At 70.7% G+C, this 26,469-nt stretch carries 28 protein-coding genes; 18 read left to right on the top strand and 10 right to left on the bottom strand.

What is annotated here, in order from left to right:
* The first annotated feature begins 152 nt into the window (after positions 1-152).
* The 10 genes from FLL47_RS38375 to FLL47_RS38420 all read left to right on the top strand — a co-directional run bounded on the left by FLL47_RS38375 (position 153) and on the right by FLL47_RS38420 (position 11,704).
* The gene (locus FLL47_RS38375) at positions 153-1,343 is read left to right on the top strand and encodes an FAD-dependent oxidoreductase (protein ID WP_144127587.1); all 1,191 of its coding nucleotides are present in this window, start codon (positions 153-155) and stop codon (positions 1,341-1,343) included.
* Positions 1,344-1,548: 205 nt separating this feature from the next.
* The gene (locus FLL47_RS38380; RefSeq protein ID WP_222106389.1) at positions 1,549-2,364 is read left to right on the top strand and encodes a hypothetical protein; all 816 of its coding nucleotides are present in this window, start codon (positions 1,549-1,551) and stop codon (positions 2,362-2,364) included.
* A 273-nt stretch (positions 2,365-2,637) separates the two neighbouring features.
* Complete coding sequence (locus FLL47_RS38385) at positions 2,638-3,612, top strand: NAD(P)-dependent alcohol dehydrogenase (RefSeq protein WP_144127588.1); 975 nt, start codon at positions 2,638-2,640, stop codon at positions 3,610-3,612.
* Between the two features lie 30 nt (positions 3,613-3,642).
* Complete coding sequence (locus FLL47_RS38390; RefSeq protein ID WP_144127589.1) at positions 3,643-3,909, top strand: CopG family transcriptional regulator; 267 nt, start codon at positions 3,643-3,645, stop codon at positions 3,907-3,909.
* The gene (locus FLL47_RS38395) at positions 3,906-4,295 is read left to right on the top strand and encodes a hypothetical protein (protein WP_144127590.1); all 390 of its coding nucleotides are present in this window, start codon (positions 3,906-3,908) and stop codon (positions 4,293-4,295) included. The genes FLL47_RS38390 and FLL47_RS38395 overlap by 4 nt, the downstream gene beginning before the upstream one ends.
* 113 nt (positions 4,296-4,408) lie before the next feature.
* The gene (locus tag FLL47_RS38400; RefSeq protein ID WP_144127591.1) at positions 4,409-4,912 is read left to right on the top strand and encodes a hypothetical protein; all 504 of its coding nucleotides are present in this window, start codon (positions 4,409-4,411) and stop codon (positions 4,910-4,912) included.
* Positions 4,912-6,294 (top strand): hypothetical protein, encoded by a 1,383-nt coding sequence (locus tag FLL47_RS38405; RefSeq protein WP_222106390.1) that lies wholly within the window; start codon positions 4,912-4,914, stop codon positions 6,292-6,294. The genes FLL47_RS38400 and FLL47_RS38405 overlap by 1 nt, the downstream gene beginning before the upstream one ends.
* Complete coding sequence (locus tag FLL47_RS38410; RefSeq protein ID WP_144127592.1) at positions 6,291-7,778, top strand: VWA domain-containing protein; 1,488 nt, start codon at positions 6,291-6,293, stop codon at positions 7,776-7,778. Before FLL47_RS38405 ends, FLL47_RS38410 begins: the two co-directional genes overlap by 4 nt.
* Positions 7,779-7,790: 12 nt before the next feature.
* Positions 7,791-8,903 (top strand): ATP-binding protein, encoded by a 1,113-nt coding sequence (locus FLL47_RS38415; RefSeq protein ID WP_144127593.1) that lies wholly within the window; start codon positions 7,791-7,793, stop codon positions 8,901-8,903.
* Positions 8,900-11,704, top strand: a complete 2,805-nt coding sequence (locus FLL47_RS38420; RefSeq protein WP_144127594.1) for a DUF5682 family protein — start codon at positions 8,900-8,902, stop codon at positions 11,702-11,704. Before FLL47_RS38415 ends, FLL47_RS38420 begins: the two co-directional genes overlap by 4 nt.
* A 105-nt stretch (positions 11,705-11,809) precedes the next feature.
* Here FLL47_RS38420 and FLL47_RS38425 read toward each other — a convergent pair whose 3' ends face one another.
* Positions 11,810-12,700, bottom strand: coding sequence for an aminoglycoside phosphotransferase family protein (locus FLL47_RS38425; protein ID WP_144127595.1), 891 nt, complete (start codon positions 12,698-12,700; stop codon positions 11,810-11,812).
* 252 nt (positions 12,701-12,952) lie between these two features.
* Here FLL47_RS38425 and FLL47_RS38430 point away from each other — a divergent pair, with 252 nt between their 5' ends.
* Positions 12,953-13,177: a hypothetical protein gene (locus FLL47_RS38430; protein ID WP_144127596.1), complete on the top strand. Its 225-nt coding sequence runs from the start codon at positions 12,953-12,955 to the stop codon at positions 13,175-13,177.
* Positions 13,178-13,377: 200 nt separating this feature from the next.
* Here FLL47_RS38430 and FLL47_RS38435 read toward each other — a convergent pair whose 3' ends face one another.
* The 3 genes from FLL47_RS38435 to FLL47_RS44530 form a co-directional block, all read right to left on the bottom strand.
* Positions 13,378-13,587 (bottom strand): hypothetical protein, encoded by a 210-nt coding sequence (locus tag FLL47_RS38435; protein ID WP_144127597.1) that lies wholly within the window; start codon positions 13,585-13,587, stop codon positions 13,378-13,380.
* A gap of 109 nt (positions 13,588-13,696) precedes the next feature.
* Positions 13,697-14,554 (bottom strand): HEAT repeat domain-containing protein, encoded by an 858-nt coding sequence (locus FLL47_RS38440; RefSeq protein WP_144127598.1) that lies wholly within the window; start codon positions 14,552-14,554, stop codon positions 13,697-13,699.
* Between the two features lie 180 nt (positions 14,555-14,734).
* On the bottom strand, positions 14,735-15,421 hold the full coding sequence (locus FLL47_RS44530; RefSeq protein ID WP_246159228.1) for an NUDIX domain-containing protein: 687 nt from the start codon (positions 15,419-15,421) through the stop codon (positions 14,735-14,737).
* A gap of 2 nt (positions 15,422-15,423) precedes the next feature.
* Here FLL47_RS44530 and FLL47_RS38450 point away from each other — a divergent pair, with 2 nt between their 5' ends.
* The 5 genes from FLL47_RS38450 (at position 15,424) to FLL47_RS38465 (ending at position 19,641) form a co-directional block, all read left to right on the top strand.
* Positions 15,424-16,560, top strand: a complete 1,137-nt coding sequence (locus FLL47_RS38450; protein ID WP_246159230.1) for a winged helix DNA-binding domain-containing protein — start codon at positions 15,424-15,426, stop codon at positions 16,558-16,560.
* 128 nt (positions 16,561-16,688) lie between these two features.
* Complete coding sequence (locus FLL47_RS38455) at positions 16,689-17,201, top strand: hypothetical protein (protein WP_144127599.1); 513 nt, start codon at positions 16,689-16,691, stop codon at positions 17,199-17,201.
* Positions 17,202-17,261: 60 nt separating this feature from the next.
* Positions 17,262-18,461, top strand: a complete 1,200-nt coding sequence (locus FLL47_RS38460; RefSeq protein ID WP_246159232.1) for a cytochrome P450 — start codon at positions 17,262-17,264, stop codon at positions 18,459-18,461.
* The gene (locus tag FLL47_RS43395; protein ID WP_186316164.1) at positions 18,451-18,591 is read left to right on the top strand and encodes a hypothetical protein; all 141 of its coding nucleotides are present in this window, start codon (positions 18,451-18,453) and stop codon (positions 18,589-18,591) included. Before FLL47_RS38460 ends, FLL47_RS43395 begins: the two co-directional genes overlap by 11 nt.
* Positions 18,592-18,693: 102 nt before the next feature.
* Positions 18,694-19,641, top strand: coding sequence for an NADP-dependent oxidoreductase (locus FLL47_RS38465; protein ID WP_222106391.1), 948 nt, complete (start codon positions 18,694-18,696; stop codon positions 19,639-19,641).
* Here the strand turns inward: FLL47_RS38465 and FLL47_RS38470 are convergent.
* Both FLL47_RS38470 and FLL47_RS38475 read right to left on the bottom strand, forming a co-directional pair.
* Positions 19,638-19,943 (bottom strand): hypothetical protein, encoded by a 306-nt coding sequence (locus tag FLL47_RS38470; RefSeq protein ID WP_144127601.1) that lies wholly within the window; start codon positions 19,941-19,943, stop codon positions 19,638-19,640. The two genes, FLL47_RS38465 and FLL47_RS38470, sit on opposite strands and share 4 nt — an antisense overlap.
* A 169-nt stretch (positions 19,944-20,112) precedes the next feature.
* The gene (locus tag FLL47_RS38475) at positions 20,113-20,487 is read right to left on the bottom strand and encodes a DUF4259 domain-containing protein (RefSeq protein ID WP_144127602.1); all 375 of its coding nucleotides are present in this window, start codon (positions 20,485-20,487) and stop codon (positions 20,113-20,115) included.
* Between the two features lie 106 nt (positions 20,488-20,593).
* On the opposite strand from FLL47_RS38475, the gene FLL47_RS38480 reads away from it, so the two are divergent.
* Complete coding sequence (locus FLL47_RS38480) at positions 20,594-21,070, top strand: hypothetical protein (protein ID WP_144127603.1); 477 nt, start codon at positions 20,594-20,596, stop codon at positions 21,068-21,070.
* A gap of 71 nt (positions 21,071-21,141) precedes the next feature.
* Here the strand turns inward: FLL47_RS38480 and FLL47_RS38485 are convergent, their stop codons facing one another.
* Both FLL47_RS38485 and FLL47_RS38490 read right to left on the bottom strand, forming a co-directional pair.
* The gene (locus FLL47_RS38485; RefSeq protein ID WP_144127604.1) at positions 21,142-22,359 is read right to left on the bottom strand and encodes an esterase-like activity of phytase family protein; all 1,218 of its coding nucleotides are present in this window, start codon (positions 22,357-22,359) and stop codon (positions 21,142-21,144) included.
* Positions 22,360-22,476: 117 nt separating this feature from the next.
* Entirely contained in the window at positions 22,477-22,881 is a 405-nt protein-coding gene (locus FLL47_RS38490) for a hypothetical protein (RefSeq protein WP_222106392.1), read from the bottom strand.
* A gap of 159 nt (positions 22,882-23,040) precedes the next feature.
* Between FLL47_RS38490 and FLL47_RS38495 the strand changes: the two genes are divergently transcribed.
* The gene (locus FLL47_RS38495; RefSeq protein WP_144127605.1) at positions 23,041-23,556 is read left to right on the top strand and encodes a hypothetical protein; all 516 of its coding nucleotides are present in this window, start codon (positions 23,041-23,043) and stop codon (positions 23,554-23,556) included.
* Between the two features lie 4 nt (positions 23,557-23,560).
* On the opposite strand, the gene FLL47_RS38500 is transcribed toward FLL47_RS38495, so the two are convergent.
* A complete protein-coding gene (locus FLL47_RS38500) occupies positions 23,561-25,126 on the bottom strand; it encodes a phospholipase D family protein (protein WP_144127606.1) in 1,566 nt (521 codons plus the stop codon).
* Between the two features lie 137 nt (positions 25,127-25,263).
* Entirely contained in the window at positions 25,264-26,247 is a 984-nt protein-coding gene (locus tag FLL47_RS38505) for a hypothetical protein (RefSeq protein WP_144127607.1), read from the bottom strand.
* Positions 26,248-26,469 lie beyond the last annotated feature (222 nt).

Below are 26,469 nucleotides of genomic sequence, written 5' to 3' on the forward strand. Positions count from 1 at the left end.
GCACGGGTGCGCCAACACCTGTGCCAGGGCCCTCGACCTCGAACCACTCACCTGGAACGGCAACCCGGCACGAGGCGGCAACCACAACGATAGCCGGGTCACCTCCCAGGACGGTTCGGGCGCACCCCACCGGATCGACAGAGGGAGAACACATGACAGACGTCAGTACGGCCATCGTCATCGGCGGCGGCATCGCCGGTCCGGTGACGGCGATGGCGCTGCGTAAAGCGGGCATCGCCGCGACCGTCCACGAGGCCTATCCGAGCACCGCCGACGGCGTCGGCGGCACGCTGGCCCTGGCCGCGAACGGCCTTGCCGCACTGCGGATCGTCGGGGTGGACCAGGCGGTGGTCGCCATCGGCCTGCCCATCTCGAAGACGGTCATGGAAGTGGGCGGCAAGCGGCTGGAGATGCCCGGCCTGGCAGATGTCGCGCCGATGCAGCTGGTCCACCGCGCCGACCTGTACCGGGTGCTGCACGACGCGGCCGCCGCGCAGGGGATCACCACGGAATACGGCAAGCGGTTGACGGGCGCCCGGGAGACCCCGTCGGGCATCGTCGCGACGTTCGCCGACGGCAGCACCGCGTCCGCGGACGTCCTGATCGGCGCCGACGGCGTGCGGTCCACGGTGCGGACGTTGATCGACCCGGACGCGCCCGGTCCGAGACACACCGGCACACTCGGCTTCGAGGCCGCGGCCGACGTCGACGTGCCGGTCGAGGCCGGCACCATGACGTTCGCGTTCGGCAAGCGGGGCTACTACCTCTACTGGCCACAGCCCGGCGGCGGCACCGGCTGGGGCGTCAACCTGCCCCAGGACCGGCCCTACACGATGGCCGAGGCCCGTGCGGTGCCCAAGGCCGAGTGGATGCGGACGCTGCGCCAGGCGTACGCCGACGACCTGCCCGGCCACGACCTGATGCAGCGCAGCAACCCGGACGAGTTGCAGATCGTGGGATCGTTGCAGATCATGCCGCCGTTGCGGCACTGGCACCGCGGCCGGATGGTGTTGGTCGGCGACTCCGCCCACGCGCCGTCCAACAGCTCCGGTCAGGGCGCGTCACTGGCCATCGAGAGCGCGATCCAGCTGGCGCGCTGCCTGCGCGACCTGCCTGATGTGCCGTCGGCGTTCGCCGCCTACGAAGGCCTGCGCCGCAGCCGGGTGGAAGGCATCGCCAAGCGCGCTGCGCGGGTGAACCAGGCCAAGGCGCTCGGCCCGGTCGGCAGGCTCCTCATGCCGATCATGATGCGGGCCGTCATGCGGGTCGCCATGAACCCGGAGAAGACGCTCGGGCCGGTGCAGCGCTACGCCATCGACTGGGATGCGCCCGCGACGGCCTGACGCAGGCGGCAGGTGCCCTCGGCGCGGCGACCGTGCCGGGGGCCTCATGGGTATCCGCAACGGACGGTGATCCTGTGCGAAGCCTGGTGGCGATGTGCACATGCGGGTGAACCCGGCACCCACCCTTGCATGTCGTAGCCAAACAATTACGCAGCGTCAGTTACGGTGGCCGGGCTCTGACAACCCGCATCCACAAGGAGTGCGTATGAAGACTCGCATCGGTGCGCGCCGCTGGGCTACTGCGCTGCTGGCCCTGCCACTGCTCGCCATCATCGCCGCGGTGGCCCCCGGATCCGCGTCCGCCGAACCCGACGGCGACGGCGGCCACCGGGACCAGCGTGATCACTGGGGTGTGATCGCCCGCAACACGATCGGTTCCCCCGTCGCCGACCTGCGCAACGGCCCGTTCACCAGGTTCAACGCGACCGGCACCCTGGTGCGGCCGCCGTACGGCCAGGGCAGCCTCGGCATCGAGGTCGCCGACGACGCCACCACCCTCGGCACGTCCAGCGAGAAGGTCGACTTCGGCAACGAGGTCGACTTCTTCGGCAAGCCGGTGTCGGAACTGACCCGGGTCGGCTTCCACGTGTTCCAGACGGGCGAGAACGTCTCGTACGGTGGCACGACGGTGAACATGCCGAACATCCGGTTCGAGATCAACCCGAACCTTGGCGCGAACCCGACCACCACGTACTCCACGCTCGTATGGGTGCCGGCCGAGTCCCCCACACTGAACGGCTGGAGCCCGTTCCTCGACGCCACGCAGACCGGCACCTGGTTCCTCACCGGCCCCGCAGGTGCCGCGATCGACTGCGAACAGGGCGACCTGTGCTCGTTCTCCACCGTGCAGACCAGGCTGCTCGCGGACGGCGGTGCCCCGGCGACCATCTACACCGCCGCGGTGGGCAAGGGCCGCGACTTCATCTGGGTCGGCGCCGTCGACGGACTGCGGATCAACGACACCATCTACGACTTCGAACAGTCGGGTGTCAAGACCATCCGGCCGCGTCCGGGCGCCTGACCTGTAGGCAACGAGGCGTGGGGGGGGGGGGGGGGGGGGCCCCCCCCCCCCCCCCCGGGGGGGGGGGGGGGGGGGGGGGGGGGCCGGCGGGGGGGGGGCCCGGCCCTGTTCGCCCCGGGGGGGGCCCGGCCGGGGGCCGGGCCCCGCCTCCGCCGCCCTATTAGGGGGCGGGTTCAGGGTTCACGCCGATGCGGCGGTCCCGTGGACGGGCCTAGCGTGGCGGACATCGGCCGACGTCGTCCGTCCAATGCCGTCTCACGGTTGGGGACCTCCATGCGAGCGATCGTGCACAACGCCTACGGACCCCCCGACGTCCTGCGCCTGGCCGAGGTGGATCCACCCATGCCCGGCCACCGCGACGTCCTGGTCAAGGTCTTCGCCACGACCGTCACCGCGGCCGAGTGCGCGATGCGGCGCGGCGAGCCCCGCTGGGGCCGGGTGATCCTCGGGTTCACCCGGCCACGCCGGCGGATGCGCCGGCTCGGCATGGAACTGGCCGGCGAGGTCGCCGCGGTTGGCGCGGAAGTGACCCGGTTCCGGCCCGGCGACCGGGTGTTCGGCTTCACCGGCTTCGGGCTTGGCGCGTACGCCGACTACAAGTGCATGCCGGAGCAGGGCTCGCTGGCCGTCATGCCCGCGAACGTGACCTTCGAGCAGGCCGCCGCCGCGGTCGACGGGGCCACCACCGCACTGTTCTTCCTGCGGGACCAGGCGCGGGTGCAGCCGGGCCAGCGGGTGCTGGTCATCGGCGCCTCCGGCAGCATCGGTACGTACGCGGTCCAGCTGGCCAAGCACCTCGGCGCGCACGTCACCGGGGTATGCGGCACCCGCAACACCGCCCTGGCCGCCGAACTCGGCGCGGACCACGTCATCGACTACACGCAGGAGGACTTCACCGCGAACGGCGAGCGCTACGACGTCGTCTTCGACACGGTCGGGCGCAGTTCCTTCCGCGCGTGTCGAGCCTCCCTCACGCCCCGGGGCTGCTACGTCCCGACGACGGGTCTGCACAACGTCCCGCTGGTCTGGCTGACCGGGCTGTCTCGTGGCCGCCGTGTAGTCGGCGGCATGTCCGTGCACAAGACCGAGCTGCTGGCCTACGTGCGCGACCTCATCGAGCAGGACCGGCTGCGGATCGTCATCGACCGGACCTACCCGCTGGAGCAGATCGTCGAGGCGCACCGTTACGTCGACACCGGCCACAAGACCGGCAACGTCGTCATCACCGTCCGTGGCGAACGACGATAGTTGAACAGTATTACGGTATACAGTCATCGTATGAACAGAGAACAGGTGGACCGCACCTCGATCAGCCTGCCTGTGGACCTGGCCGAATACGCCCGCGCCAAGGGCAACGGCAACACCTCGGCATACCTGGCGAGCCTGATCGAGAAGGACCGCCGCCTCGACCGGATCAAGGCGATGCTGGTCGAGCACGGATACGCCGGCGACCAGGCGATCACCGACGACGGCGTGGCGGCCATGCGCGACCGGCTGCACCGGGTGCGCCGCGAGCGGGCCAACCGCCGCCAGCAGGCCGCGTGAACATCACCGTCGTGCTGGACGCCTCCGCGCTGCGCGCCTACGCCCGTCTGGAGAGCGTGTCCGTGGGGGAGTTGCTGCAGACCGTCGCCGAGGACGGCGACCTGGCCGGGATACCGGTCCTCGCCCTGGTCGACCTGTGGCCCGACCTCGGCAAGGAGGAGCAGAACCTGGTCACCGACCTGATCGGGCGCGCGGACAGCCCGGTGCAGGTGCTGCCGATGCACACCGACCTCGTGCCCGCAGTGGCCACCTCGGCACGCACGCTCGGGCACGGCCCGGCCCACGCCGTCGCTGTCGTCCAGGACCTCGGCGCGACTCTGGCGACCTTCCACCCGGACCGCTACACCGGCATCCTCGACCCCTACGACGTGCTCGAACTGTCGTAGTCCACGAACGACTGGCGCCCGAATGGAAAATGTCGGGCGGCGACGGTAACTTCACCGCGCCGCCGAAGCCGACCTTGGCCGGTGGAACCGCCGTTCAAGGAGGTGCAGGCAGGTTGAACGCTGCCCAGAAACCGTGGGAGGAGCGCAGCGCCGCGCGCGTGGTCGCGCCCGCGCGGCCGCGCAAACTCGCCAAGGTGCCGTTCGTGGAACTGGCCGACGGCCGGCTGCAGGGAGTGGTGTCCAGCGGCTCGGACATCGAGCGGGTGTACGTCTCCTCGCTGACCGCCGCGAACCACTCGTTCCACTGCAGCACCAACAACAACCGCCCCTGCGGCGGCATCCGCTCCGGCGGCTGCAACCACCTGCGCGCCCTGGCCGACGAGGCCGTGCTGCAGTACGGCGTCGATCGGGTCGCCCGCTACCTGCGCGCCGACGTGGCCGCCGACGCCACGACCGGCGCGGCCGTGCTGGCGGCGGTCAACGCATGGCACGAACCGTCGGCGGGCGCTCCGGTGTTCAGCCGCTTCCTGCGCCACCTGGCCTACCTGGAGCTGGCGGCCACCACCGAGCCGCTGCCCGAGCTGCACTGGTTCCCGGCCGGCGGGGCGGTGCGCTGATGCGATTCGACCTGCTGACGGCCCCGGTCGACGGGGTGACCGAGGCGTACGAGGTGGTCGCCGGGTTCGACGGCACGCTGGTCGCCGGGCTGCTGCGGCCGGGCGCGGAACAGATCGCCGCGCTGCACGCACTCGCCGCCGCCGTGTCGGGCACGCCGCTGGCCGGCCGGGTGGCCGAGGCGGTCGACAAGACCGTCGCCGGCTCGATCTCCGACGAGCACCTGGCAGCCCTGGTCGCGGCCAGGTCCGCGCTGCTCGGTGCGGCCCACGACGCCCTGCTGGCCCGGCTCGACGACGCCGCCGGGCGGGCCCGACAGCCGTGGCCCGCGACCGTGACGGCAACCGCGGCAGGAGCCGACAACCTGCTGGCCGCAGCGCGGTCCTGGCTGTCCGATCTGGCCATCGCGGGTTGGCGCGGCATCGACCACGACCTGGTGTCGCACGCCGACCAGGCGGTGCAGGCACTGCTCGCCGACGCGCGCCTGCGCAGGCTGGGCGCGCTGCTCGACGGTTTCGCCGGTGAGCTGCGCGCCTGCGCGCCTGGCGCGACCATGCCGCGGGTGCCGGTGCGGCGCTGGGCCGACCTGTGGGCCCGCGCGGTGCTACTGGCCCAGCCGGGCGCGCTCACCGCCGCCGAAGCGGGCACGGTGTCGGGGCGGCTGCTGCCGCTCGGGATCGACCTGCACGAGCACCCGACCGCGGTGCAGGCGCAGGTGCACGCCGTGCTGGAGACCGCGGACGGACCGCGGCTGGTCCGCGCGAGCGTCTCCGCCCCGAAGGTGGACACGCTGGTCGGGTCCGGCGTGTGGCAGCTGCTGCGCGGCCACAGCGCGCTGCTGGCGGCGGTCACCGAGCAGCGCGCCATGGCCCTGACCGACATGCCGGTCACCGCGGGCGGCGACCTGATCTGGTCCGACGCGCACGCCAGACTCGACACGCCCGCCGAGCCGTTCGCCACCGCACGCGTGCAGTTGGCGACCGCCGCCGCCGCTCCGGCCCCGCCGCTGGAACGGCACCCCGTTCGCCTCGCCGAGCCGGTGCTCCTGGAGGGGTACACCGCAGCGGCGCACGACGACGGCGTCACGCTCGCCCTGCCGGGACTGGCCGTCGACGTCGACGTCGAGCGGATGCACAGCGCCGGGCCGCTCACCCCCGCGCTGGTCGCGGCGTCGACCGCGTGCATCGGGCTGCTGCGCTGGGACGGGCGCTGGACGATCCAGCCGCTCGGGGTCGAGGCGCAGGTCAAGCGCAAGACAGTCGCCGTGCACGCGGGTGCGTGGGCGGGCGGGGCCGGTGACGCCGCCGGAGCCAAGGCGGAGGCAGCCGCCGCCGACGCGGTCAAGGTGCTGCGCGAGCGCGCCGGAAGGTTGCTGCGCAGATGACGATCGACGCGGACTTCAACCGCCGCCAGGTCATCTACTGGCGGCTCATCGCGCGGCTGTTCAGCCGCGAGGAGCAGACGGCCCTGGAGGCCGCCAGCCTGGCCGTGACCGAGGACATCGGCCTGCCCGCCGCGCTGCTCGACCCGTCGGTGTCGATCGACAACATCGTGCAGCGCTTCCCCGACCTGGCCAACGAGTTCGACGGCCTGATGACGGCCGAGAACCTCGGCTCCGCGCCGGCCGACGATGCCGTGCCGGCCGACGATGCCGCGCCGTCCGACGAGGCGAGGACAACCGGGGGCGACCCGGCGGCCACCGGTAGCGCCGTTGCCGGCGGTTCCGCAGCCGCCGCCGACGAGGTTGCCGCGGCGGTGCCGGACGAGTCGGGCCGCGATACGGCCGCTGAGGTGCGCCGGGCCGCGCTGGCGGCGAAGCTGCTGCTCAATGTGTTCGATACCGGGTCGGGCTCGGTGTCGGCAACGCAGCTGGCGCGCTGGCAGTCCGACGCGGGCTGGCTGGAGCGGGCGCTGGGCGAGGAACCGGGCAGCCTGCGCCGCCAGGGCGGCGGGGGAGCGGGCGGCGGCAGCGGGCAGGGCATGGGCGGCACGCTCGGCGAGCTGGAAGGTGACCTGGTGAGCCGGATGCAACTGCGCGAGGTGCTGGCCGACCCGAAGCTCGCGGCGCAGCTCACCCCGAGCATGTCGCTGATCGAGCAGCTGCTGCGCGACAAGTCCAACCTGTCCGGCGTCGCGCTGGCCAACGCCAAGTCGCTGATCCGGCGGTTCGTCGACGACGTCGCTGCGGTGCTGCGTACCCAGGTGGAACGCACCGCGGTCGGCAAGATCGACCGGAGCGTGCCGCCCAAGCGGGTGTTCCGCAACCTGGACCTGGACCGCACCATCTGGAAGAACCTCACCAACTGGAGCCCGGACGACCAGAAGCTCTACGTCGACCGGCTGTTCTACCGGCACACCGCCAGCAAGACCACGCCGTCGCGGCTGATCGTGGTGGTGGACCAGTCCGGCTCGATGGTCGACTCGATGGTGAACTGCACCATCCTCGCCTCGATCTTCGCCGGGCTGCCGAAGGTCGACGTGCACCTCATTGCGTACGACACCCGGGCCATCGACCTGACGCCGTGGGTGCACGACCCGTTCGAGGTGCTGCTGCGCACGAATCTCGGCGGCGGCAACGACGGCCCGGTCGCGATGGCCATGGCCCGCCCGAAGATCGCCGAGCCGGCCAACACCGCGATGGTCTGGATCTCGGACTTCTACGAGTTCGGCGCATCCCAGCCGCTGTACGACAGCATCGTCGCGGTGCAGCGCTCCGGGGTGCGGTTCATCCCCGTCGGCTCGGTGACCAGCTCCGGCCAGAACATCGTCAACCCGTGGTTCCGCCAGCGGTTCAAGGACCTCGGCACGCCGGTGGTGTCCGGCCACATCCGCAAGCTCGTGTTCGAACTCAAGAACTTCCTCGCCTAGGAGATCTGCACCATGACCGAGATGCTGCGCGCCCCCGCCGAGACCAAGTACGCCGAGGAGCTGGACTGGCTGGAGTCCGTCGACGACGGGCCGAGGCCGTTCTCGTGGCGGCTGAGCCCGAAGATGGTGCGGCTGTTCATCCTGGGCAGCGAACGCGCCGACGGCCTCGACCGCGAGATCGCCCAGAAGTGGTTCGGCGACCGCAGTTTCGTCGAACGCGCCATCGTCACCCTCGCCTCCGACCGCGGCCTGCTGCTCATCGGCGACCCCGGCACCGGCAAGAGCTGGCTCGCCGAGCTGCTGTCCGCGGCGATCAGCCGCAACTCGACCCTGGTCGTGCAGGGCACCGCCGGCACCACCGAGGACCACATCAAATACTCCTGGAACGTGTCCGCGGTCATCGCCAACGGCCAGTCCCGGGCCTCGATGATCCCGTCGCCGATCATGACGGCGATGGAGCAGGGCGTCATCGGCCGCTTCGAGGAGCTGACCCGCTCCACCAGCGACGTGCAGGACGCGCTGATCTCGATCCTGTCCGAGAAGTACGTGTCCATTCCCGAGCTCGACGACGACAATATCGTGTTCGCCAAGCCCGGCTTCTCCATCATCGCCACCGCCAACAGCCGCGACCGGGGCGTCAACGACCTGTCCTCGGCGCTCAAGCGGCGCTTCAACTTCGTGCGCATCCCCGTGGTCACCAACAAGAAGAGCGAAGCCGAGATCGTCCGGTTCCGCACCGTGGAACTGCTGCGCCGCCACCAGATCGAGCTGGACGTGCCGCCGACGCTGCTCGACATCCTGCTGCAGAGCTTCGCCGACCTGCGCGCCGCCGCCGCTTCGGCGGGCAGCGACGACGAGAAGCTCGAGTCGGCGCTGTCCACCGCCGAACAGATCGGCGTGCTGGAGGATGCGATCCTGCACAGCAACTTCTTCGGCGACCGGTCGCTGCGGGCGCAGACCCTCGCCGGTTCGCTGGTCGGCTCGCTGGCCCGGCGCGCCCCGGAGGACCTGGCGATCCTCAACAAGTACTGGCACGGTGTCGTCGAGCCGCGCAGCAAGGCCGAGGGCGGGTCGTGGACCGAGTTCCTCGAAGGCGGCCGCGAAGCGATCAAGACCCTGTCATGACGACGCCGACCTTCGGAGCGCTGCGTTCGCAGTTGCTCGACGCGGCGGCGGCGCTCGCCGACGGGCCGGACGCGCTCGCCGGGATCCTCTCCGGCATCGTGGACGACGTCGACCGGGCGCTGGCCGAGCCGCTGGAGATCTTCCCGGTGTGCCACCACTCGCCCGCGTCCGCGATGGCGATGGCCCGACGGCTGCAGGAGAAGCAGCCCAAGGTCATCTATCTGGAGCTGTGCGAGGACATGACACCGCTGCTCACCGAGCTGCGCAACTGCCGGCTGCCGGTGGCGGTGCAGGCGTTCGCGTCCGAGCTGGACGGCTTCCCGCAGGACTGGGCACCGCTGTCGGTGGTCGCGCCGATCACCGAGGCGTCGGCCGAATACCAGGCCATCGCGTACGCCCTGGACACGCCCGGCGTCGAGCTGGTGCTCGTGGACCGGTCGACCGACCACGTGTTCCAGTGGCAGCCGCGCAAGGACAAGGCAGCCGAACCGGCCGACGAACCCGGCACGGAACCCGCCGAGGACGCCGATCTGCACGGTGACGCCGTCGGCGTCGAGATCGGCGACCTGCGGCCGCGCTTCGCCGAACTGGAGCAGCACCTGCTGCACCACGGCAAGGTGCGGCACTGGTCGGAGTGGTGGGACCAGTATGTCGAGCAGCCCCTCGGCGACGCCGACTACGACACATACCGGCAGGTCATGGTCCTGATCGGCAGCCTGTTCCGGCGGCTCGCGCCCGGCGCGCACGACCGGGTCGCCTCCGACGAGGAACGCGAGCGCTACATGTGGACCCGGATGCGGCAGCACCTCGCCGCATCCGGCGCCGACCCGGCCGACACGCTCTACGTCTGCGGCGCGTTCCACGCCGCCAGCCACGTCGACGAGTTCGGCCTGCACGGCACCGACACCTACGAGATCAGCCCCCGGACCGCCACGAAGTGGCACTACGGCCTGATCCCGTCGAGCCACTCCTCGATCGAGGCCCAGTTCGGACTGGCCTCGGGCTCGGTGTCGATCGCCGCCGCGGTCTTCGCGAAGTCGCTGACCCGCACCGGCGTGATCCCATACCGGCTGGAGGGCCAGCAGGGTCGCCCGTCGGCGAAGAAGAAGGCCAAGCCGACCGCGGTGGTGTCACCACAGTCGCAGCAGGTCGCCGACCGGCTGTCCGGGTTCCTCGCCCGGCCCCCGGTCCTCGACACGCTCGACGAGGACGAGCTGCTCGGCTGGTCCGTGGAGATCGTGCGGCTGGCCCGGCGCAACGGCTACCTGGCCAGCACCGCCGACGCCATCGCCGTGTTCGAGACCTCGATCCTGCTCGCCGGGATGCGCGGCCGCGCCCGGCCCACCCCGTACGACTTCCAGGACGCGGCCGTCACCTGCATCGAGAAGGAGTCCGTGCCCGGCCGCCGCGACGTGCGGCGGCTCTGCGAGATCATGCTCGGCGGCGACCGCATCGGCCAGGTCGGCTACGAATCGCTGCCGCCGCTGGCCCGCGACGTGCACGACCGGCTCGCACCGCTCGGTCTCAAACTGGAGCAGCGCGGCGTGCAGCGGGCCCTGCTCGACATCGCCGGGGATCCTGTGCTGGGCAAGTGCTCCGACCTGCTGTGGATCCTGCTGCACCTGCTGCCCAAAGGCGCGGCCCGCCCGATCATGGGCGAGCGGCGGCTCGGCCACCGGGCCATCCAGGAGTCCTGGGACCTGGCACTCGGCACCCACCAGCGGGAACTGATCGAACTCGGCTACGAGGGCATCACCGTCGAGCAGGTGCTCGAACAGCGGCTGCGCCGCTCAGTCTGGGGCCCGCAGGCCACCGCCGCGGTCGCCCTCGGCGCAGTCGAGGACGCCACGCTGTACCTGCGCAGCCGCCGCTTCGCCGACGAACTCGGCGCCCGCGCGGTCGACCTGCTCGCCGCCGAACGCACCGTCGACGACGCGCCCGACGTGCTGCGCCGGGCCCGCCGCCTGCTGGCCCACTACCGGGCCACCGAACCGGTGCTGCCCGCCTGGCTGGAGGCTTTCGTCAAAGCCGGGTACGCGCACTACTGCACCCTGCTGCCGAACGCCTTCGTCGAGGAGGAGACCGGCACCCGCCAGGTCGCTGCGATGCTCGGCTTCCTGTTCAGCATGGAGAGCCTCGCCCTGTCGCTGGGCTGCGACCGGGCCCAGCTCGAACTGGCCGTGGCGCAGTCGCACCCGACGACGCCCGGCAAGACCGCGCTGCTGTGGGCCGCACAGCACCAGCTCGGCGTGCTGCCCCGGGCCGAGCTGCGCGAACGCTGCGCGGCACTGCTGGACAACCCGCTGGTACTGCCCGCGTACCCGCAGTATCTGAGCGGTTTCGTGCAAGCGCTGGAACCGGTGCCGGCGCTGGCCGGGTTCGTCGTCGAGGCGATCTCGCAGGCGTTCGGGCGGCTGCCCGACCCGGTGCTGCTGCCCTGGCTGCCGACGCTGATCACGACCCTGCGCAAGGAGGGCGGCGACCACGTCGGCCTGCTGGTCCGTGAGGCCGGCCGGGTGTTCCCGGGTGACCTGGCGACGCTGGACGCGTGGACCCCGCCGTGGTCGGCGGCGGCTGTGGACCCGGCATCGGTCGCCGTCGCGCCGCGCGGTCAGGCGGGTCCGGTCGCGGCGCTGCTGGCGACGCACCCGGTGCCGACCGATGCGCTCGCGGCGCTGCTCGGCTGCGATGGGACGTGGGCGTCGGCGGAGCCGGAGCCCGGCACCGGGCCGGTCCACGAGCTGCTGGCCCGGTATCCGGAGTCCGCCGTCGCGCTGGCCGCGGCGACCGGCGCCGGCTGACCGGAGGCCTTCCCGACCGTGGTGGTGCCGTCCGCAGTCGGCACCACCACGGCTCGCAACCCGGTCCGCCGTGAGCGCGGCGTGCTCGATACGGACCCAGGTCCGTCACGAGCGGATGAGTGCACTCAGTATCCGTTCGCAGCGGGCGGGGTCGATCGTCAGGCCGCGCTCCAGACCCCAGAGCCAGTAGTCGACGCAGCGGGTGACGGTCCAGCCGTGTGCTGCCTCGACGTCCAGGTTCCCGGCTGTGACGAGGATGTCGAGCAGCCGCCGTACGTCGGCGTCGGCGGGCAACTCGTCGGCGCGGCTCCACATCAGTTCGGGTACGGAGTACTCCGGGGCGCCCCGGAGCGGTCGGGGATCGATGGCCGACCACGGCTGCCGTGTCGCGGCCAGCACGTTGCCATAGTGCAGGTCGGCGTGAATCAGGACCTGCTCCCCGGCTTCCGCCAACTCGACGGCGTGGCCGCAGGCCGCCTCCACCCAGCCGGGTGGGACCGGGTAGCCGAGAGCCCGCTGGCGCCGGGCCAGCGTTTCCGGAATTTCCGCCGCGACCTCGCGCAGCGTACGCACCCCGGCCGGAGCCGCGACGGCAAGGGCGCGGATCAGGGAACCGGCGACTTCCGCTGCTTCCGGCAGCGGCAGCGTGTGCAGGGATCGGGTGTGGTCCAAGCGCTCCAGGAGCAGGGCGCCCACGTCCGGTTCGGCCGCCAGGAGCGCGACCGCGCCTCGGCCCTGCCACGCCCTCAGCGCGCGGGCCTCCTCTCCCGCGGAGTCCACCAGCCAGGTCAGCTTCAGAGCCAGCGGCTGCCCGCCACGGCGGACCAAGACCACCAGGCTCAGGCCCCCGTGCAGCGGCGCGGCATCGTCGACGACCAGGTCCCACCGCTCGCGAAGCAGCTCGACCAGCGTTGGCAGCGACTGCACCCACCTTCGCCCGGCCTCGCCGTCGACACGGATGCGCCACTCGGCGAACTGCTCCGGCACCGTGATCACGAGTCTGGTCCCTCCGCGGCCCCTCACCACCGCGTCGGCTCCCGGCGCCGCTCACTCCGGAATCGCCGGGAGAGTCCTGGATCCGGAACTGACGTCCAGGGGACTCATGACCGTCGTCCGGCACGACCTTCACCGGCCTACCGTAACGGAGGCCCAGGCGTGTCCGCCCCGTGTTACGAGGTAGGCCGCATAAAGCCCAGCGGATGATCGCGGGGATACCGTGTGTTGGCGATCATGTGTAGCCTGCGGCGCATGGAAGCGAGACCAGGTACAGCGGCAGGGATCCTCGGCACGTCGCTTGCGGTCATTGGTGTGATCGTCATCGTGGCTGCATTTCTGATGCGGCGGTACGGTCTGCTGGGTGCCGACGGACTGTTCGTCGGCGGCCTGATGGTGGTCGCGGGGTTGCTGCTCCGCATTGAGGCCGCAGTTGCCCGCGGTGCCGGTCGAGCCTCATCGGATGCACAGCGACGGTGACCAGCCGCACCGTCGGCACCGGCCCGGGAGTCCAGCAGGCGATCTACTTGGTCGCCGCCTCCAGCCTGAGCTACCTGCCGCTGCCGTACGATGCGCAGCGAAGTTGGGCTATTGGATGTGTCCAAAGCCCCGGCGCAGGTGGTGCGCTGCCACGGGCTTAAGCCCCGAACCTGCGGATCAGGAGCGCCCGCGGGTGAGAGCTACAGGGCGATAGGTTCGTACTCCAGCGCCTTGTCCACTACTTCCTCATCCGACAACTCGGTCCAGAAGATGTAGTTCGTAAGGCGCCCCGAAGGAAGAAGGAAGTATCCCTCGAGGTCCTCGATCATCTCATCGACCTCCTCCTCGGTATCTCCTGCCCGGATGGCGGCAACCAATGCGATCGCCGCCCGCCTCTCACGCTCTTCCATGCCCGCTCACCCCCTAAGTGATCCGCATCAGGGTAGGTCAGGCCGCACCTGATCATGGCTGAGGTGTTTGGTGGACCGGATCCTGCCACCGACCTTCTCCGCGTCCGGATCAAGGACCTGGTGGAGGAATATACTGGCCCTTGGCCTCCAACTCCCAGACCGCCCACTGTCGAATGGGTCCGGGCCAGTCCCTCCAGGAGATGAGCGTCAGCCTTGCACGCGACTTTTGCCCATCAATCGCAGCCAGCGCGCGGATACACCGTCGAGCGTCGGACAGATCGCCATCCGCATACGCGAACTGTCCAATCAGGCCTTCCAGAAGCTCCGCGGCCTCGTCGTATCTGAGCTGTCCAAGCGCATCCACAAGGTCTCCCGGATGAGGCGGTCTGGCATTCGACTCGAGCACCTCGCACAACACCGGAGCTACGTCGTCGAGTGCGGCGACGGCGGCCAACTGGACGATCGAGCCCAGTTCCTTCCACCGAGCCTCGGCCGCGAGCCTCCGTATTATGGGACGAGCAGCACTGCCAAACTCCGGCACCTGGGAAAGCACCGCGCGTGCGGTCTCTGTGTGTACTGGGCCGGGTGGCAAAATGCGAAGGACGCTGGCGGCAATGCGATCGATCCGTTCCGGGTTCGGCACCGTTCGGTCAAAGGGTCGCGGGCCGCGGACCTGACAGGGCGGCTCGCCCCAGTTGTCGATGTCCCATGGGACCTCGCGCCACGGCGACTCGATCCTGCCGACCGCGATGAGGGCGCGCGACTCGCGATCGTTGCGGTACGCCAGGGGAATCACCGTCAGCGGCAGCGCCTCGCCCGTCGATCGCGACCGCGCGGACTCTGGCCTGCACCCGTGCCGAGGACCGGGGCCTCTGGCCATCCACTCAACCAGCGCCACCTGGTAGTCGCCCCAGGAACTGCCGACCACGACCAGCACATCGTCCAGATCCCACTCGGCACTGGTCACAAACCGCAGCCTACTTCGCCGCGGCCGCCGTGGGTTTCCGCGCAAGGTATATGCCTACGGGGCCGTATGCGGGGGTGTTGCGAGCAGCGAGCAGCGAGCAGCGAGCAGCGAGCAGCGAGCAGCGGGCATCGGCAGGCGAACGCGTGGCCTCGTAACCGACTTCGGAGTCTGACAACGCCGTCACGCCGTTCTCAGTTCATGTGCGCGTGCCGTCACGAAGCTCCGCATTCGGGCGGCGTCCTCCGGGAAGTAGCTCTCCCAGTCCTTGTCCAGCCGCATCCAGGCCGCCTGCTGCCCGCTTTCCCCGATCAGGGGTGTCGACGCGGCGGCGACCGCGGCGTACGAGAGGGACAGTGTCGCCGGCAGGTCCGGATGGAACGAGCGCACCGCCGCTGCCGCCGGCTCGGCCAGGAGGCGCACGCGCAGACCCGTCTCCTCGAACAACTCCCTCATCGCGCCCTCGCGGGGCGTTTCCCCGAGTTCGACCTTGCCGCCCGGCGGCACCCAGGCCCGCCAGGGGTGATGCACCAACACGACCTGGGTGAAGTCCGGGTCGAACACCCAGACTTCGGCCCCCAGCGGCTCCATCGGTCCTTGAGCCGCGGCGTCCAACCATCCGCGGGCGTCGTCGAACTCCAACACGGCCGCCGTCGCGTCGATCATTGCCGCATCGACGACCTGTTGCCCTAGCCGACCACGAATCATGGAAGCAAGCTGGACCGAGGTTCTGACATTCGGGACGGCCGCCTGCCCGGCCACGCCGCCTGGAACCGTCGATGCTGACCCGCATGCGCGGCCGGTCTCATCCTGAGGTGACGGGTCCGCCGTGCTGCGCGTGGCGACCGGCGGTTCCATGAAATGATCCACACGTGCTGACCCGCCGCGATCTCAACCGTGCCCTGCTCGCGCGGCAGTTGCTGCTGGAGCGATCGCCCATGGCCCCGCTGGAGGCGATCGAACACCTCGCCGGACTGCCCGCCCAGGCGCCGAACCCGCCCTACCTCGGCCTGTGGACGCGGCTGCGGGAGTTCCGGATCGACGACCTGTCCGACCTGCTCACCTCGCGGGCAGCAGTCAGGATGGCGCTGATGCAGGCCACACCGCAGCTGGTCAGCGCCCGCGATGCCGCGGCCTTCCGGCCGCTGCTGCAGGTCGTGCAGGAACGGCACCTGGGCGCCGCGTCACGGGAGCGGCTGCGGGGAGCCGACCTGGGCCAGGTGGCTGCGGCGGCGCGGGCGCTGGTCGAGCAGCGGCCGTACACGGTCAAGGACCTGGGCGTGGCGCTCGCCGAACGCTGGCCCGACGCCGATCCCGCCGCGCTCGGGCCGGCGGCTCGGGCGGCCCTGCCGCTGGTGCAGGTGCCGCCGCACGGGCTGTGGGGTGCGGTCGGGCAGCCCGCGTACACCACCGCCGAGCACTGGCTCGGCGCCGACGCGGGTCCGCGGGCCACCGTCGACGAGCTGGTCCTGCGGTATCTGGCCGCGTTCGGCCCGGCGACCGTCCGCGACATGCAGGCCTGGTCGGGGCTCGGCGGGCTGGGCGAGGTCGTCGACCGGCTCATCGGCCGGCTCGTGGTCTACCGCGACGAGGAGGGAACCGAGCTGCTCGACCTGCCCGACGCCCCGCTGCCGCACCCGGACACCCCCGCGCCCGCGCGTTACCTCGCGGAATTCGACGCGATGCTGGACGCGTACGACGACACCTTCCGGATCATGGACGACCGGGACCGGCGCGACGTGTTCGCCGTGCCCGGGGTGGTGCCCGGCACGGTGCTGGTCGACGGGTTCGTCCAGGCGATCTGGACGATCGTCAGGAAGAAGGGCGCGGCGACGCTGGTCGTGCGTCCCCTGTTCCAGATCCCCACCCGGGACGTGCAGGACCTGACCGAGGAGGGCGAGCGGCTGCTCGCGTTCGCCGCACCCGACGCCACCCGCCACGAGGTGCGGTTCAACAGCGCGGAACGGGCGACGCCTGCCGCTGCGCGGCGGGGCAAGCCGCGACACTGACCGGGGCGTTTTCGAACTCCGGCACCGCCGCGGGCGGTCTCGCGCCGGTGGGCGCCGCCGACGTGTCTGCTTGCCACGTGCCGCCATCATCGAGGCGCGGATGGGCCGCGACGCGAGGGGGCAGACACTTGACCGCCGACCACGATGCGATACGAGGCGCGCAGGCGATCGAGCGGGCCATGCGCCGCTGCCACCGGCTGGTCGGCGCGACCGCGCTCGCCATGCTTGTCGCGTGTCTGTTCGCGCCGCTGGTCAGCACCATCGGCACCGCGCTGCCGGCCGGAAATCCGTACGAATGGACCAGCGGGACGATCTTTCTGCACAGCTCCGCCGCAGGCGGCGGCTGCGAGCTGACCGTCGGCAGGTCCCGGGAGTACGTCGACGTGCCGCGGGACACCAACGGCTGGGCGGGCATCGGTGGAATCGACGTGTCCACCGCGCAGCCGGCGGCGTTGGTCTGCACCCGCGACGTCATCGTCACCGGCGGCGCGGCGCGTGTCCTCACGTACCCGGCTCGTTATGCCTGGGTGCTCGCGGTCGTCGCCGCCGGGTTGTGCGCCGCCATGTTCGTCGCGCTGGTCCGGCTGGCGGTCCTCCAGCAGATGGAGGCGGCCGGCCCGTGGCTGCGCCGCCGCCGGTGAGCGGTCGGCGCAGAAACAGTGCCGTTCCGGTGACCTGCGCCGTGTGGTAGGAACATGCTCATGGATCTAAATGCACTGCTCTCTGAGGAGGGGCGCGTTGATCCGCCTGCCCTCTACGCGCGCCTGCACCGGGAGGGCGTCGCGGTGGCCGTGGACGGCGGCGCGCAGGGCTTCGCCGTGGCGGTGCACGGTTTCGAGGCGGTCGCGCAGGTGCTCAAGGATCCCAGGTTCCGTCAGCTCGATGCGGCCTACCTGGATCTGCACACGCCGCAGTGGCGGCGGCACCCCGCGCTGCGCGTGCTGCGCGACTCGATGTTCTTCACCGACGGCCCCGCGCACGACGGCGTACGGCAGATCATCGGGCGGGCGTTCACCGCGCGGCGGGTGTCCGCGCTGGAGCACGCGGTCACGGACCTGACCCATCGGCTGCTCGACCGGCTGGCCCAGCTGGCCGCCGACGGCCCGGTCGAGTTCATGGGCGAGTTCGCCTACCTGCTGCCGAGCAGCGTGATGGCCGAGCTGCTGGGTGTGCCGCAGGACGACCTGGCCTGGTTCCGGCCGCGGGTGCTGGCGATCGGGGCGATCCTCGAACTCGACGGCGCGAACTGGCGCAACATGGTCCGCGCCGACACGGCGGCCAAGGAGCTGTCGGCATACTTCACCGACCTGGTCGCGCTGCGGCGCGCCGACCCCCGCGACGACCTGATCAGCATGCTGGCCGCCACCGAGCTGAGCGACGACGCGCTCGTCGCCAACCTGATCACGACCTTCAACGCCGGATTCGTCACGACCACGCACCTGCTCGGCAACGGATTGACGATGCTGCTGGAACGCCCGCGGCTGCGCGCGGAGCTGACCGCGGACAATGTCGGCTCCTACGTGGATGAGATGCTGCGGTTCGAACCGCCGGTGCAGATCCTGGTCCGGTATGCACCCGAGGACGCCGAGATCGAGGGCGTGCCCTGTCCGGCGGGCCAGGCGGTGCTCGTCATGATCGGGGCGGCGAACCGGGACCCGGCGCGTTTCACCGACCCGGACGCCTTCGACCCGGCCCGGCCCGATCCCGGGTCGCTGAGCTTCGGCTTCGGCCCGCACTACTGCCTCGGCGCGGCACTGAGCCGCCTGGAGGGCCAGGTCGCGTTCCCGGCGCTGCTCGAACGGTTCCCCGACCTGGCCTTGGCCCAGCAGCCCGGCAACGCGCCCAAGCCGCTGATCCTGCGCGGGCACGACACGCTCACCGTCGCCTGCCATGGCGTCTGAGGGCAACCACGTCCGGCGAGGGCTGGAGCTGTTCGAGGATCACGGCGCGGCCGACGTGCTCGTGCACGGCGACCGGCGGATCACGTACGTGCTGCTGCGCGCGGGTGTGCTGGGTATGGCGCGAGAATGATCTCCGGGCCGGAGAGCGAACCCCGGCGGGTGGGGCGCTGTCGGCCAGATAATGGGGGCTGCGGCTTGTTCTCCAGGGCGCACGGTCGGAGAGGAGCGCCGGATGAGCACCATGTTCGCCGTGAGGGCGCATACCAAGGGCGGCCCGGAGCAGCTCGTGTACGAGCAGGCTCCGCGGCCCGAGCCGGGGCCGGGTGAAGTGCTGGTGGCCGTCAAAGCCGCCTCCATGACACCGCAAGAGCTCACCTGGCCCGAAACCTGGACATACACCTCTGACGGGACGGGACCTGAGCGCACGCCGATCATCCCGTCGCACGAGTTCTCCGGCGTCGTCGCGGCGACCGGGCCAGGGGTGGACAGCCCTGCCGTGGGCGACGCCGTCTACGGGTTGATCCCGTTCACCCTCAACGGGGCGGCCGCCGAGTACGTGACCGTGCCTGCCGCCGTCGTGGCGGCGAAACCCGCCACCCTCGACCATGATCACGCAGCCGCGCTGCCGCTGGCGGCGCTGAGCGCGTGGGAGGCGCTACGCGATCACGCCGAGCTGCAGGCCGGTCAGCACATACTCGTGCAGGGCGGCGCGGGCGGCGTGGGCATGTACGTGGTGCAGCTCGCGGCCGCCCTCGGCGCCCGGGTGAGCGCCACGGCGGGGGCCGCCGATCTGGAGTTCGTCGAAGGGCTGGGCGCCGAGCAGGTCATCGACTACAAGGACGAACGTCTCGAGGACCACGTCCGGGACGTGGACGTCGTGGTCGACCTCGCCGGCGCGGCCGCGCAGGCACGATCCTGGTCGGTCCTGAAACCGGGCGGCATCCTGGTCGCCCTGTCCGCGCCACCCGACCAGCAAGAGGCCGCCCGCCACGGGGTACGCGCGACCTACTTCGTCGTCAAGCCCGACCGGGCGGCGTTGCGCTCGATCGCGGAACTGGTCGACGAGGGCAGGGTGCGGCCGGTGCTGGACCGCGTGCTGCCTCTGGCCGAGACGCGCTCAGGCTATGAGGCGCTGGAGGCCAAACGCCGCGGCAAGATCGTCATCCACGTCGCCGACTAGTCCGCCAGCCATAGGCGACTGGTGACGGCTTGGACGCAATCCGCTGAGTCCGTGATGCGCTCGACGCTCGTCACGGCTTGCGGCAGCGCAGATCGCACGAGGGACTCCACGTGGCGCATCTCCATCTCCAGCCCGCACAGCCGCGGACCCGTGCGCACCGCGAGGATGCGTGAAACCTCGTCCAGCGAAAGGTCGAGCGCCGCCCGTAGTTCCCTCAGCAGCCGGATCCGGTCACCGCCAGGCACGGTGACCTGCAGCCCGAACCAGCCGCCCTGCTCCCGGAGCATCGCGTAGTCGTCCACGCCGACGAACGTGGCGCGACAGTGCAGTTCGTCGCTCGAGCACACAGCGCAGGTCACCGAGGAGTCCCAGCGGATACCCCTGCCGTCCGAATAACCCGTCACTTCGTACGTCGCGGTTCCCCCGCAGGCCGGACAGTCGACCGTGCGGATCGCACTCTGGTAAGCCAACCTAGGCCCGCCTGCGTACGGCCAGTTCGGACAGCTGGTCGAAGGTCTGCACCAGGACGGCCCGCCGCTGCTCCTTGAACCCGGGTACCGGCTCCAGCCCGTCGATGGCCTGTTCCCAGACGCCCAGGAACCGGGTCTTCCAGTCGGCGATCACCTCGGGGTCGGGCAGGCCGGCGCCGACAAGGTTCCGGCTCGCGATGAGGTGGAGCAGTTCGAGGTTGCACGGCACCGCGACGCCCCAGTACTCGTCGGGTTCGATCCCGACGGGATCGCCGGACATCGCCTCGGCGATCTCGCGGATGAGCCGGTCGGTCAGCATCGACAGGTGGTCGGCGGCGGTGTCGTCGTCGAAGTTGCCGCTGCCCCAGGTGCCCATACGTGCCCTCCCGACGATGGATGTCGGCGAGCAGCGTACCCAGGCGGAGCTCGACCCTGCCGAGCACCGACAGGATTCGGGGTCCAGGTGCGATAACCTGTCGGCCGTGGCCGGAACGACCTTGAGTTTCCTGACTTCCTGTGCCGCTGAGCAGGCGGAGCCGGTCCTGGTGGAGGAGCTGGCGGCCGAGGGCCTGGTCCGGGACGAGCGCTACCCGGGCTACTGGTTCACCGCAGGCGGGCTGGCCTTCCAATACTGGCTTCAGGCACCGAACCACGAGATCGAGCCGGAAGAGCTGCAGCTCATCGCACAGATCGCCGGTACTGCCATGCGTTGCGACGTCGTGCTGCACACCCTCGTCAGCGACCCGGCCGACGGACCCGCCCTGGCCCGCATCGCCCAGCGAGTGGCACGCCGGACCGGCGGCTGGGTGTTCATCGAGTTCCGGGTTCCGCCCTCGGCACGCCTGCTGCGTCACCTGGCGGACGCAGGCCGCTGCATCGGCGTCGACAACGCCGTCTACCTGGACGCGGCGGCGACAGCAGCCTGGCTGGCCCACCCTGACTACCACTTCGTCAAGTGAGCGTCGGCACGCACGTGGGTGTGGCGCCGACGGCTGGGTCCGGGAGCGTGACCGGACCCAGCCGTGCGGGCTCAGCCGAGCACGCGGTGGTCGGCGTGCAGGGAGCGGTCGAGGCGGATGGTGATGAACTCGTTGTCGTCGGGGCGGCCCGGGGTGCGGCCTGACGAGAACGGGAAGTTGTTGTCGTTCAGCACGGCCAGGGTCCGGTTGTCGAGAATCAGCACGTCCTCGATCGTCTGGAACGGGAACCGGAACGTGTCGGCGCTGCCGCCCAGGTGCTTCGGGTCGGCGATGTTCAGCAGATCGGCGACCAGCGTCTTGTCGACCAGGCCGTCCCGGTCCCGGTCGGCCAGGTCCACGAGGTAGATCTTCTTGAACACGGCCGCGTCGCCCTGGTTGTTGTCGCGCTCGATGACCAGGAAACGCTGCTTGTCCACCGCGATGAAATCGCCGATGGCGTTCGAAGGCGACTCCAGCCGGTACGTCCAGCGTTTGGCCGTGTACGCGCCGGTGGTGCGGTCCAACTGGTTGATCCGCAGGGTGCCCGCGGTGTCTCCGCTGACGGTGCCCTCCAGCAGCGGGTACAGGTATCTGCCGTCGACCGAGGCGGCCATGCCCTCGAAGCCCTTGCTGCTGCCCAGGTTCGCGGTCACGCCCAGCCGGGCGGCGCTCTCCGGCGCGTTGACGCCCGGCAGCGGCACCGGCGCGGCCAGCAGCCGCCCGGCCCGGTCGAAGTGCAGCAGGTACGGCCCGAACTCGTCGCCGATCCAGTAGCTGCCGTACTTGGCTTTGACGATCGACTCGACGTCGAAGTCGGCCCCGGTCAGCACCCGGTCGGCGCGGGTCAGGGGCCAGGACACGAACCCGGCCGGGTCGGTGAGGTTGATGCCGCCGACGACGTCGACGCCACGGGTGCCGAAGTCGGGGACGATGCGCTGGATGCGCAGTACGAAGTCGCCGCTGTTGTTGATGTTGCCGTAGCCGTTGTCCGACAGCACGTCGTAGCTGCCGTCGCTGTTGCGGGCGATGCCGCTGAAGCCCTGTACGGGCTGGTCGGCGAAGGGCGGCGTGACGCCGTTGACCGGGGTGGTGCCGAGCAGCGAACCGGACGGGTCGCTGGCGGGCACGAACGTCAGCGCGGGCAGCTTGGCGAAGCCGGTCAGCACGGCCGGCCCGAAGTCACCGGACCGCGCCGCCTCGGCCGGGGCCGCGGAACCGCCGGTGGGCAGGGCGACCGCCAGGGTCAGCACGGTCAGGCCGGTCAGGGCCAGCCGGGGCAGACGTGTCATGAATCCTCCTCGAACGGGAAATCGCCCCGGACGTTAGACATCCCGGTTGAACCCGCCGAGAACGTCCGCACAACGGCGCATGGAGAGCACGGTGCGGGGGAGGCGTTCGGCAGCCGGTCAGACGTTGTGTACCCGCGCCTGCATGGTGAGTTTGCGTTGCAGTTGCCGCAGGGTTTTCATCGTCTCCGCGTCGGATAGGCCGGTGGTGGTCGACCATTCATAGCCCGCCCCGAAGATGTCGCTGGCGAAGACGATCTCCGTGCTGATCAGCGAGCGTCGCCAGTCCCGTCGGCTGAGCGGCTGCCCAGCCTCGACGGCCGTGCTGAGGCGGCGGCACTGCCGGTACATGTCCTCGACGCTGTCGAAGCCCATGAGGACCGCCAGCGCGTCAGTGGCGTGGGCGGGCCCGCCCCACTGGAGGAAGCCGCGGACGAGCAGGAGACGCTCGTCGTCGGTCAGGTCGATCGACACTGGATCTTCAACGGTCACGGCACGATGATGCCGCAGCCGCTTGACGACCACCAGGCGACGTCCGGGGTGGGCTCAGCGCCGCTTCCACCAGGTTCGCCGGGGCTTGTCCGCGGCGGGCTGCGCGCACAGCGCCTGCGCAGTCTCCCTGCTGATCCCAAGCGAGAGGGGCGCGCCGATGCGCGTTCGGCAGGCCCGGCCATACTCTGCCGGGTGAGCACTCTCTACCTTGCCCGCGTGCTCGGGTACGAGCCGGCGACGACTGTTGAGCCGGAGTACATGCTCGCAGGGAACGGCTGTCAGCGGGTCGTCGTCGAGTGTGTGACGGTGCATCCGGATGCAGGACTGCCGCCGGACGCCGAGGACGCCGAGCGGCGGTTCGTGTTCCGCCTGCTCACCGACGGTGACGAGGCGGGCGACGACGAGGACCTGGAGCAGGCCATGGCCCGCCAGGACGCCGCCGACGAGGATGATTTCGTCCAGGAGGCGGTGCCGGTTGTCCGGAGGCTGCGGTTGCTCGACATCGGGTTCGACGACGAGTTCTGGCAGGAGCATCGTGCGCAGTGGTGGGCAGCCGCCGAGGTGGTGCCGGGCGTGCCGGTGCGGGAGTGGTTGGCGCAGCCCAGCGATTCGTGCCCGTACCAGGTCGCGGCGTTCGAAGCCGTTCTGAGCCCGGGTGTGCTGCGCCGTCCGCGCCGCGAGCCGTTCGGCAGTGCCGCCTACTGGTGAGCGGTCAGAAGCGGTTGCGCACCCGCATGGTGCTGGGTCGGCCGTCGGGGTCGCAGATCAGTTCGTAGACCAGCCGGGCGGGCAGCCGTCGCCAGCCGCGGACCTTCGGCGGATCGTAGCGGCGCAGCCGGGTCCGCGGGCGCGGGCCGACCTGGCCGGACGCGTGCCATTCGTCCAGCTGCCGGGCTGCGGCGGCGAACAGGTCGAACGCCGCCCGCGCATCGCCCAGCCGCGGGTCCGGCGGGTCGCCGGCCCCGCCGAGGTGCTCGCTCATCAGCTCCAAGCGCAAGTCGCGGGCGTACGCCGGTTCGGGCGACTCGTCCACCACGGCGCAGGTCAGTTCCGAGTCGTAGGTCCACGACCGCAGGTTGAAGTTGTCCGACCCGACCGTCGCCCAGACGTCGTCGACGATGCAGGACTTGGCGTGCACGTAGATCGGCGTCCCGGCGGCGTTCTCCAGGCCGTACACCGCGACCCGGTCGCCTCCCGCCTTGCCCAGCACCTTCATGGCCTGCTTGCGTCCCCAGGACTCGGCGCGGGAGATGGCGGGGGAGGCCGCGTCCGGCGCGAGCGGCACCACGCAGATCAGCCGCAGCTCGGGGTTGTTCCGCAGCGCCTGCGCGAACGGGTGGATGACCCGGGCCGACCACAGGTACTGGTCCTCGACGTAGATGAGCTTCTCGGCACGGGCGAGCGCCTTGAGGTATCCGCGGGCGATGCTGCGCTCACCGCGCGGCGCGAACGGGTAGCGCCCGAGCCGCCGCCGCGGGTACGTGCGCAGCGTCTGCACGCTGTGCGGGCCCTGCCGGGGCGGGTCGGGCAGCGGCGGGGGCAGGGCGGGGACCTCGGTGCGCAGCCGGGACAGTTTGTCGCGGACGAGGTCCGCGACGTTGAGCGACAGCGCGCTGGGGTCGTCCCAGCGTTCCCGGAACACGTGCTCGATGTCGCCGACCGCCGGTCCGCGCAGCTCCAGCTGGATGTCGTGCCAGGGCGGGTTCGGACCGTAGACCTCGGCCATCGGCGGGGCGAGCGGGTCGCCGTGGTGTTCGGCGTCGTCGTTGCGGCCGCGGCACAGGTCGATGCCGCCGACGAAGGCGACGTCGCGTTCCGGGTGGCCCGGGTGGCGTACCACGAACAGCTTCTGGTGGTGCGAGCCGCCGAAACGCACCCGCATGTCGAGCAGCACGTGCGCGCCCGCGGCCTGCAGCTCCTCGGCGAGCTGGCGGTTCTGCGGCGAGCTGAAGTGCAGCCAGTCGGGGTGCGAGCGCCACAGCAGGCCGTACACCTGCACTCCGCGTCGCGCGGCGTCGCCGAGCACCTTGGTGACCTGGGTACGCGGCCCGTCGAGCTGCTCGTCCGGGTCGCCGCGCCAGTCGGTGAACATGACGACGTCCCCGGCCCGCGTGCCGTCGAGCACGGCGACGAGTTCGCTGAAGTATGCCGCCCCGTGCACCAGCGGGCGGGCCAGGTTGCCCCGGCTCCAGGCGAGGCCGTCCGCGCGGCGCCGGTCGATGCCGGTGGCCGGGTTGCCGCGCTCGTCGGCGGACAGGAACCAGGAGTCGGGGGTCACGCCAGCGACCGTAGCCGCCTTCGCCGTGCGGCGGCAGTGGCGAATATCGCGTGGGTGGCAACGAGATCGCTGTTTCCGCTCGGAAAATGCGGTCTGGCTGCACCTTCCGAGCGGAAAAGGCGATCTTGCCCGTCGGCTCAGACTGCCCGGGCCACCGCGATGGTCGCGTCGAGGCGGGGACCGGCCTCGTAGAACATGTACTCCACGCCGCCGTCGGTGCCGAAGCTCGCGGCGGCGCTGCGGCCCCGGTCGGGCCCGGCGTCCATGGCGTAGTGGAAGACGCCGAGGTGGACCTCGCGGTCGAAGCTGTTGCCGACCTCGGTGAGGTACATGTCGCCGCCGTTGCCGTGGTAGACGACGTACGTGGTGTTGTTGCGCTTGAGGATGTGCGGCGCGGCGATGTCGACCTGCCCGTCGGGGCCGGGGGTGACCAGCGGGGTCGGGTCGTAGGACCAGGTCTTGCCGTCGTTGGACCAACCCCAGAAGATCTTGCGGGTGCCCGAGGTGACGCCCATGAACACCATCACGTACTTGTTGCCCAGGCCGGGCACGGTGTGCTCGAAGACGCGGGCGTACGACGTCTCGGTGCAGTTCGGGATGACGCCGGTGTGCAGCACCCGTCCGAAGTAGGTGAAGTGCACGCCGTCGGTGGACCAGGCCATCCGGGTCGTGTTGTTCTCGCCGTGGAAGTACAGGTAGAACTTGCTGTTCGCGGCGTTCCAGATGACGTGCGACGACGACACGTGGCTCACCGAGTAGTGCGGCGCCCAGTTGTTCGAGATGATCGGGTTGTTCGGGTACTCGGTGAACTGGCCGCTCAGGGAGTTGCCGTAGGCCAGGCAGATGCCGCCGGGCGAGTCGTGCGGGGCGTAGTACAGGTAGTACCTGCCCAGCGGTGAGGCGATCTTGTCGTACACCCCGCGGATGCATGGGAAGATCAGCTCGCCGGTGGGGTTGTAGCGCAGGTTCGCCTTGTTGAACGGGGTCCCGAGGTACTGGTACGTCGGAAAACCCGCGGGGGCGGCGTGGGCCGGGCTGCCCAGTACCGTCCCGGTGAGCCCGCCGGCCGCGGCGGCTGCGCCCGCGACCAGGAGTTGCCTGCGGTTGAGGAGCGGTTTCATCGGTGGTGCCTCCCATCGATGGATATAACCGAAAGTAACGGTGAGTCTCGGGCTCGCGGCGCGCGGACGTCAAGGGGCTAATACGAATTAGTTCAGGAACTTCTGCGCGCACGATTTTCGTTGTGGGCCTTGACGAAGCGCCCGCAAGGCCGCAGGATCTCATCTCACCGAACCAACTAATGCGCATTAGCCCGAGGATTGGACACGCACCGTGACCGGAGC

This window comes from Catellatospora sichuanensis, from assembly GCF_007483665.1.
GTDB classification, from domain to species: domain Bacteria; phylum Actinomycetota; class Actinomycetes; order Mycobacteriales; family Micromonosporaceae; genus Catellatospora; species Catellatospora sichuanensis.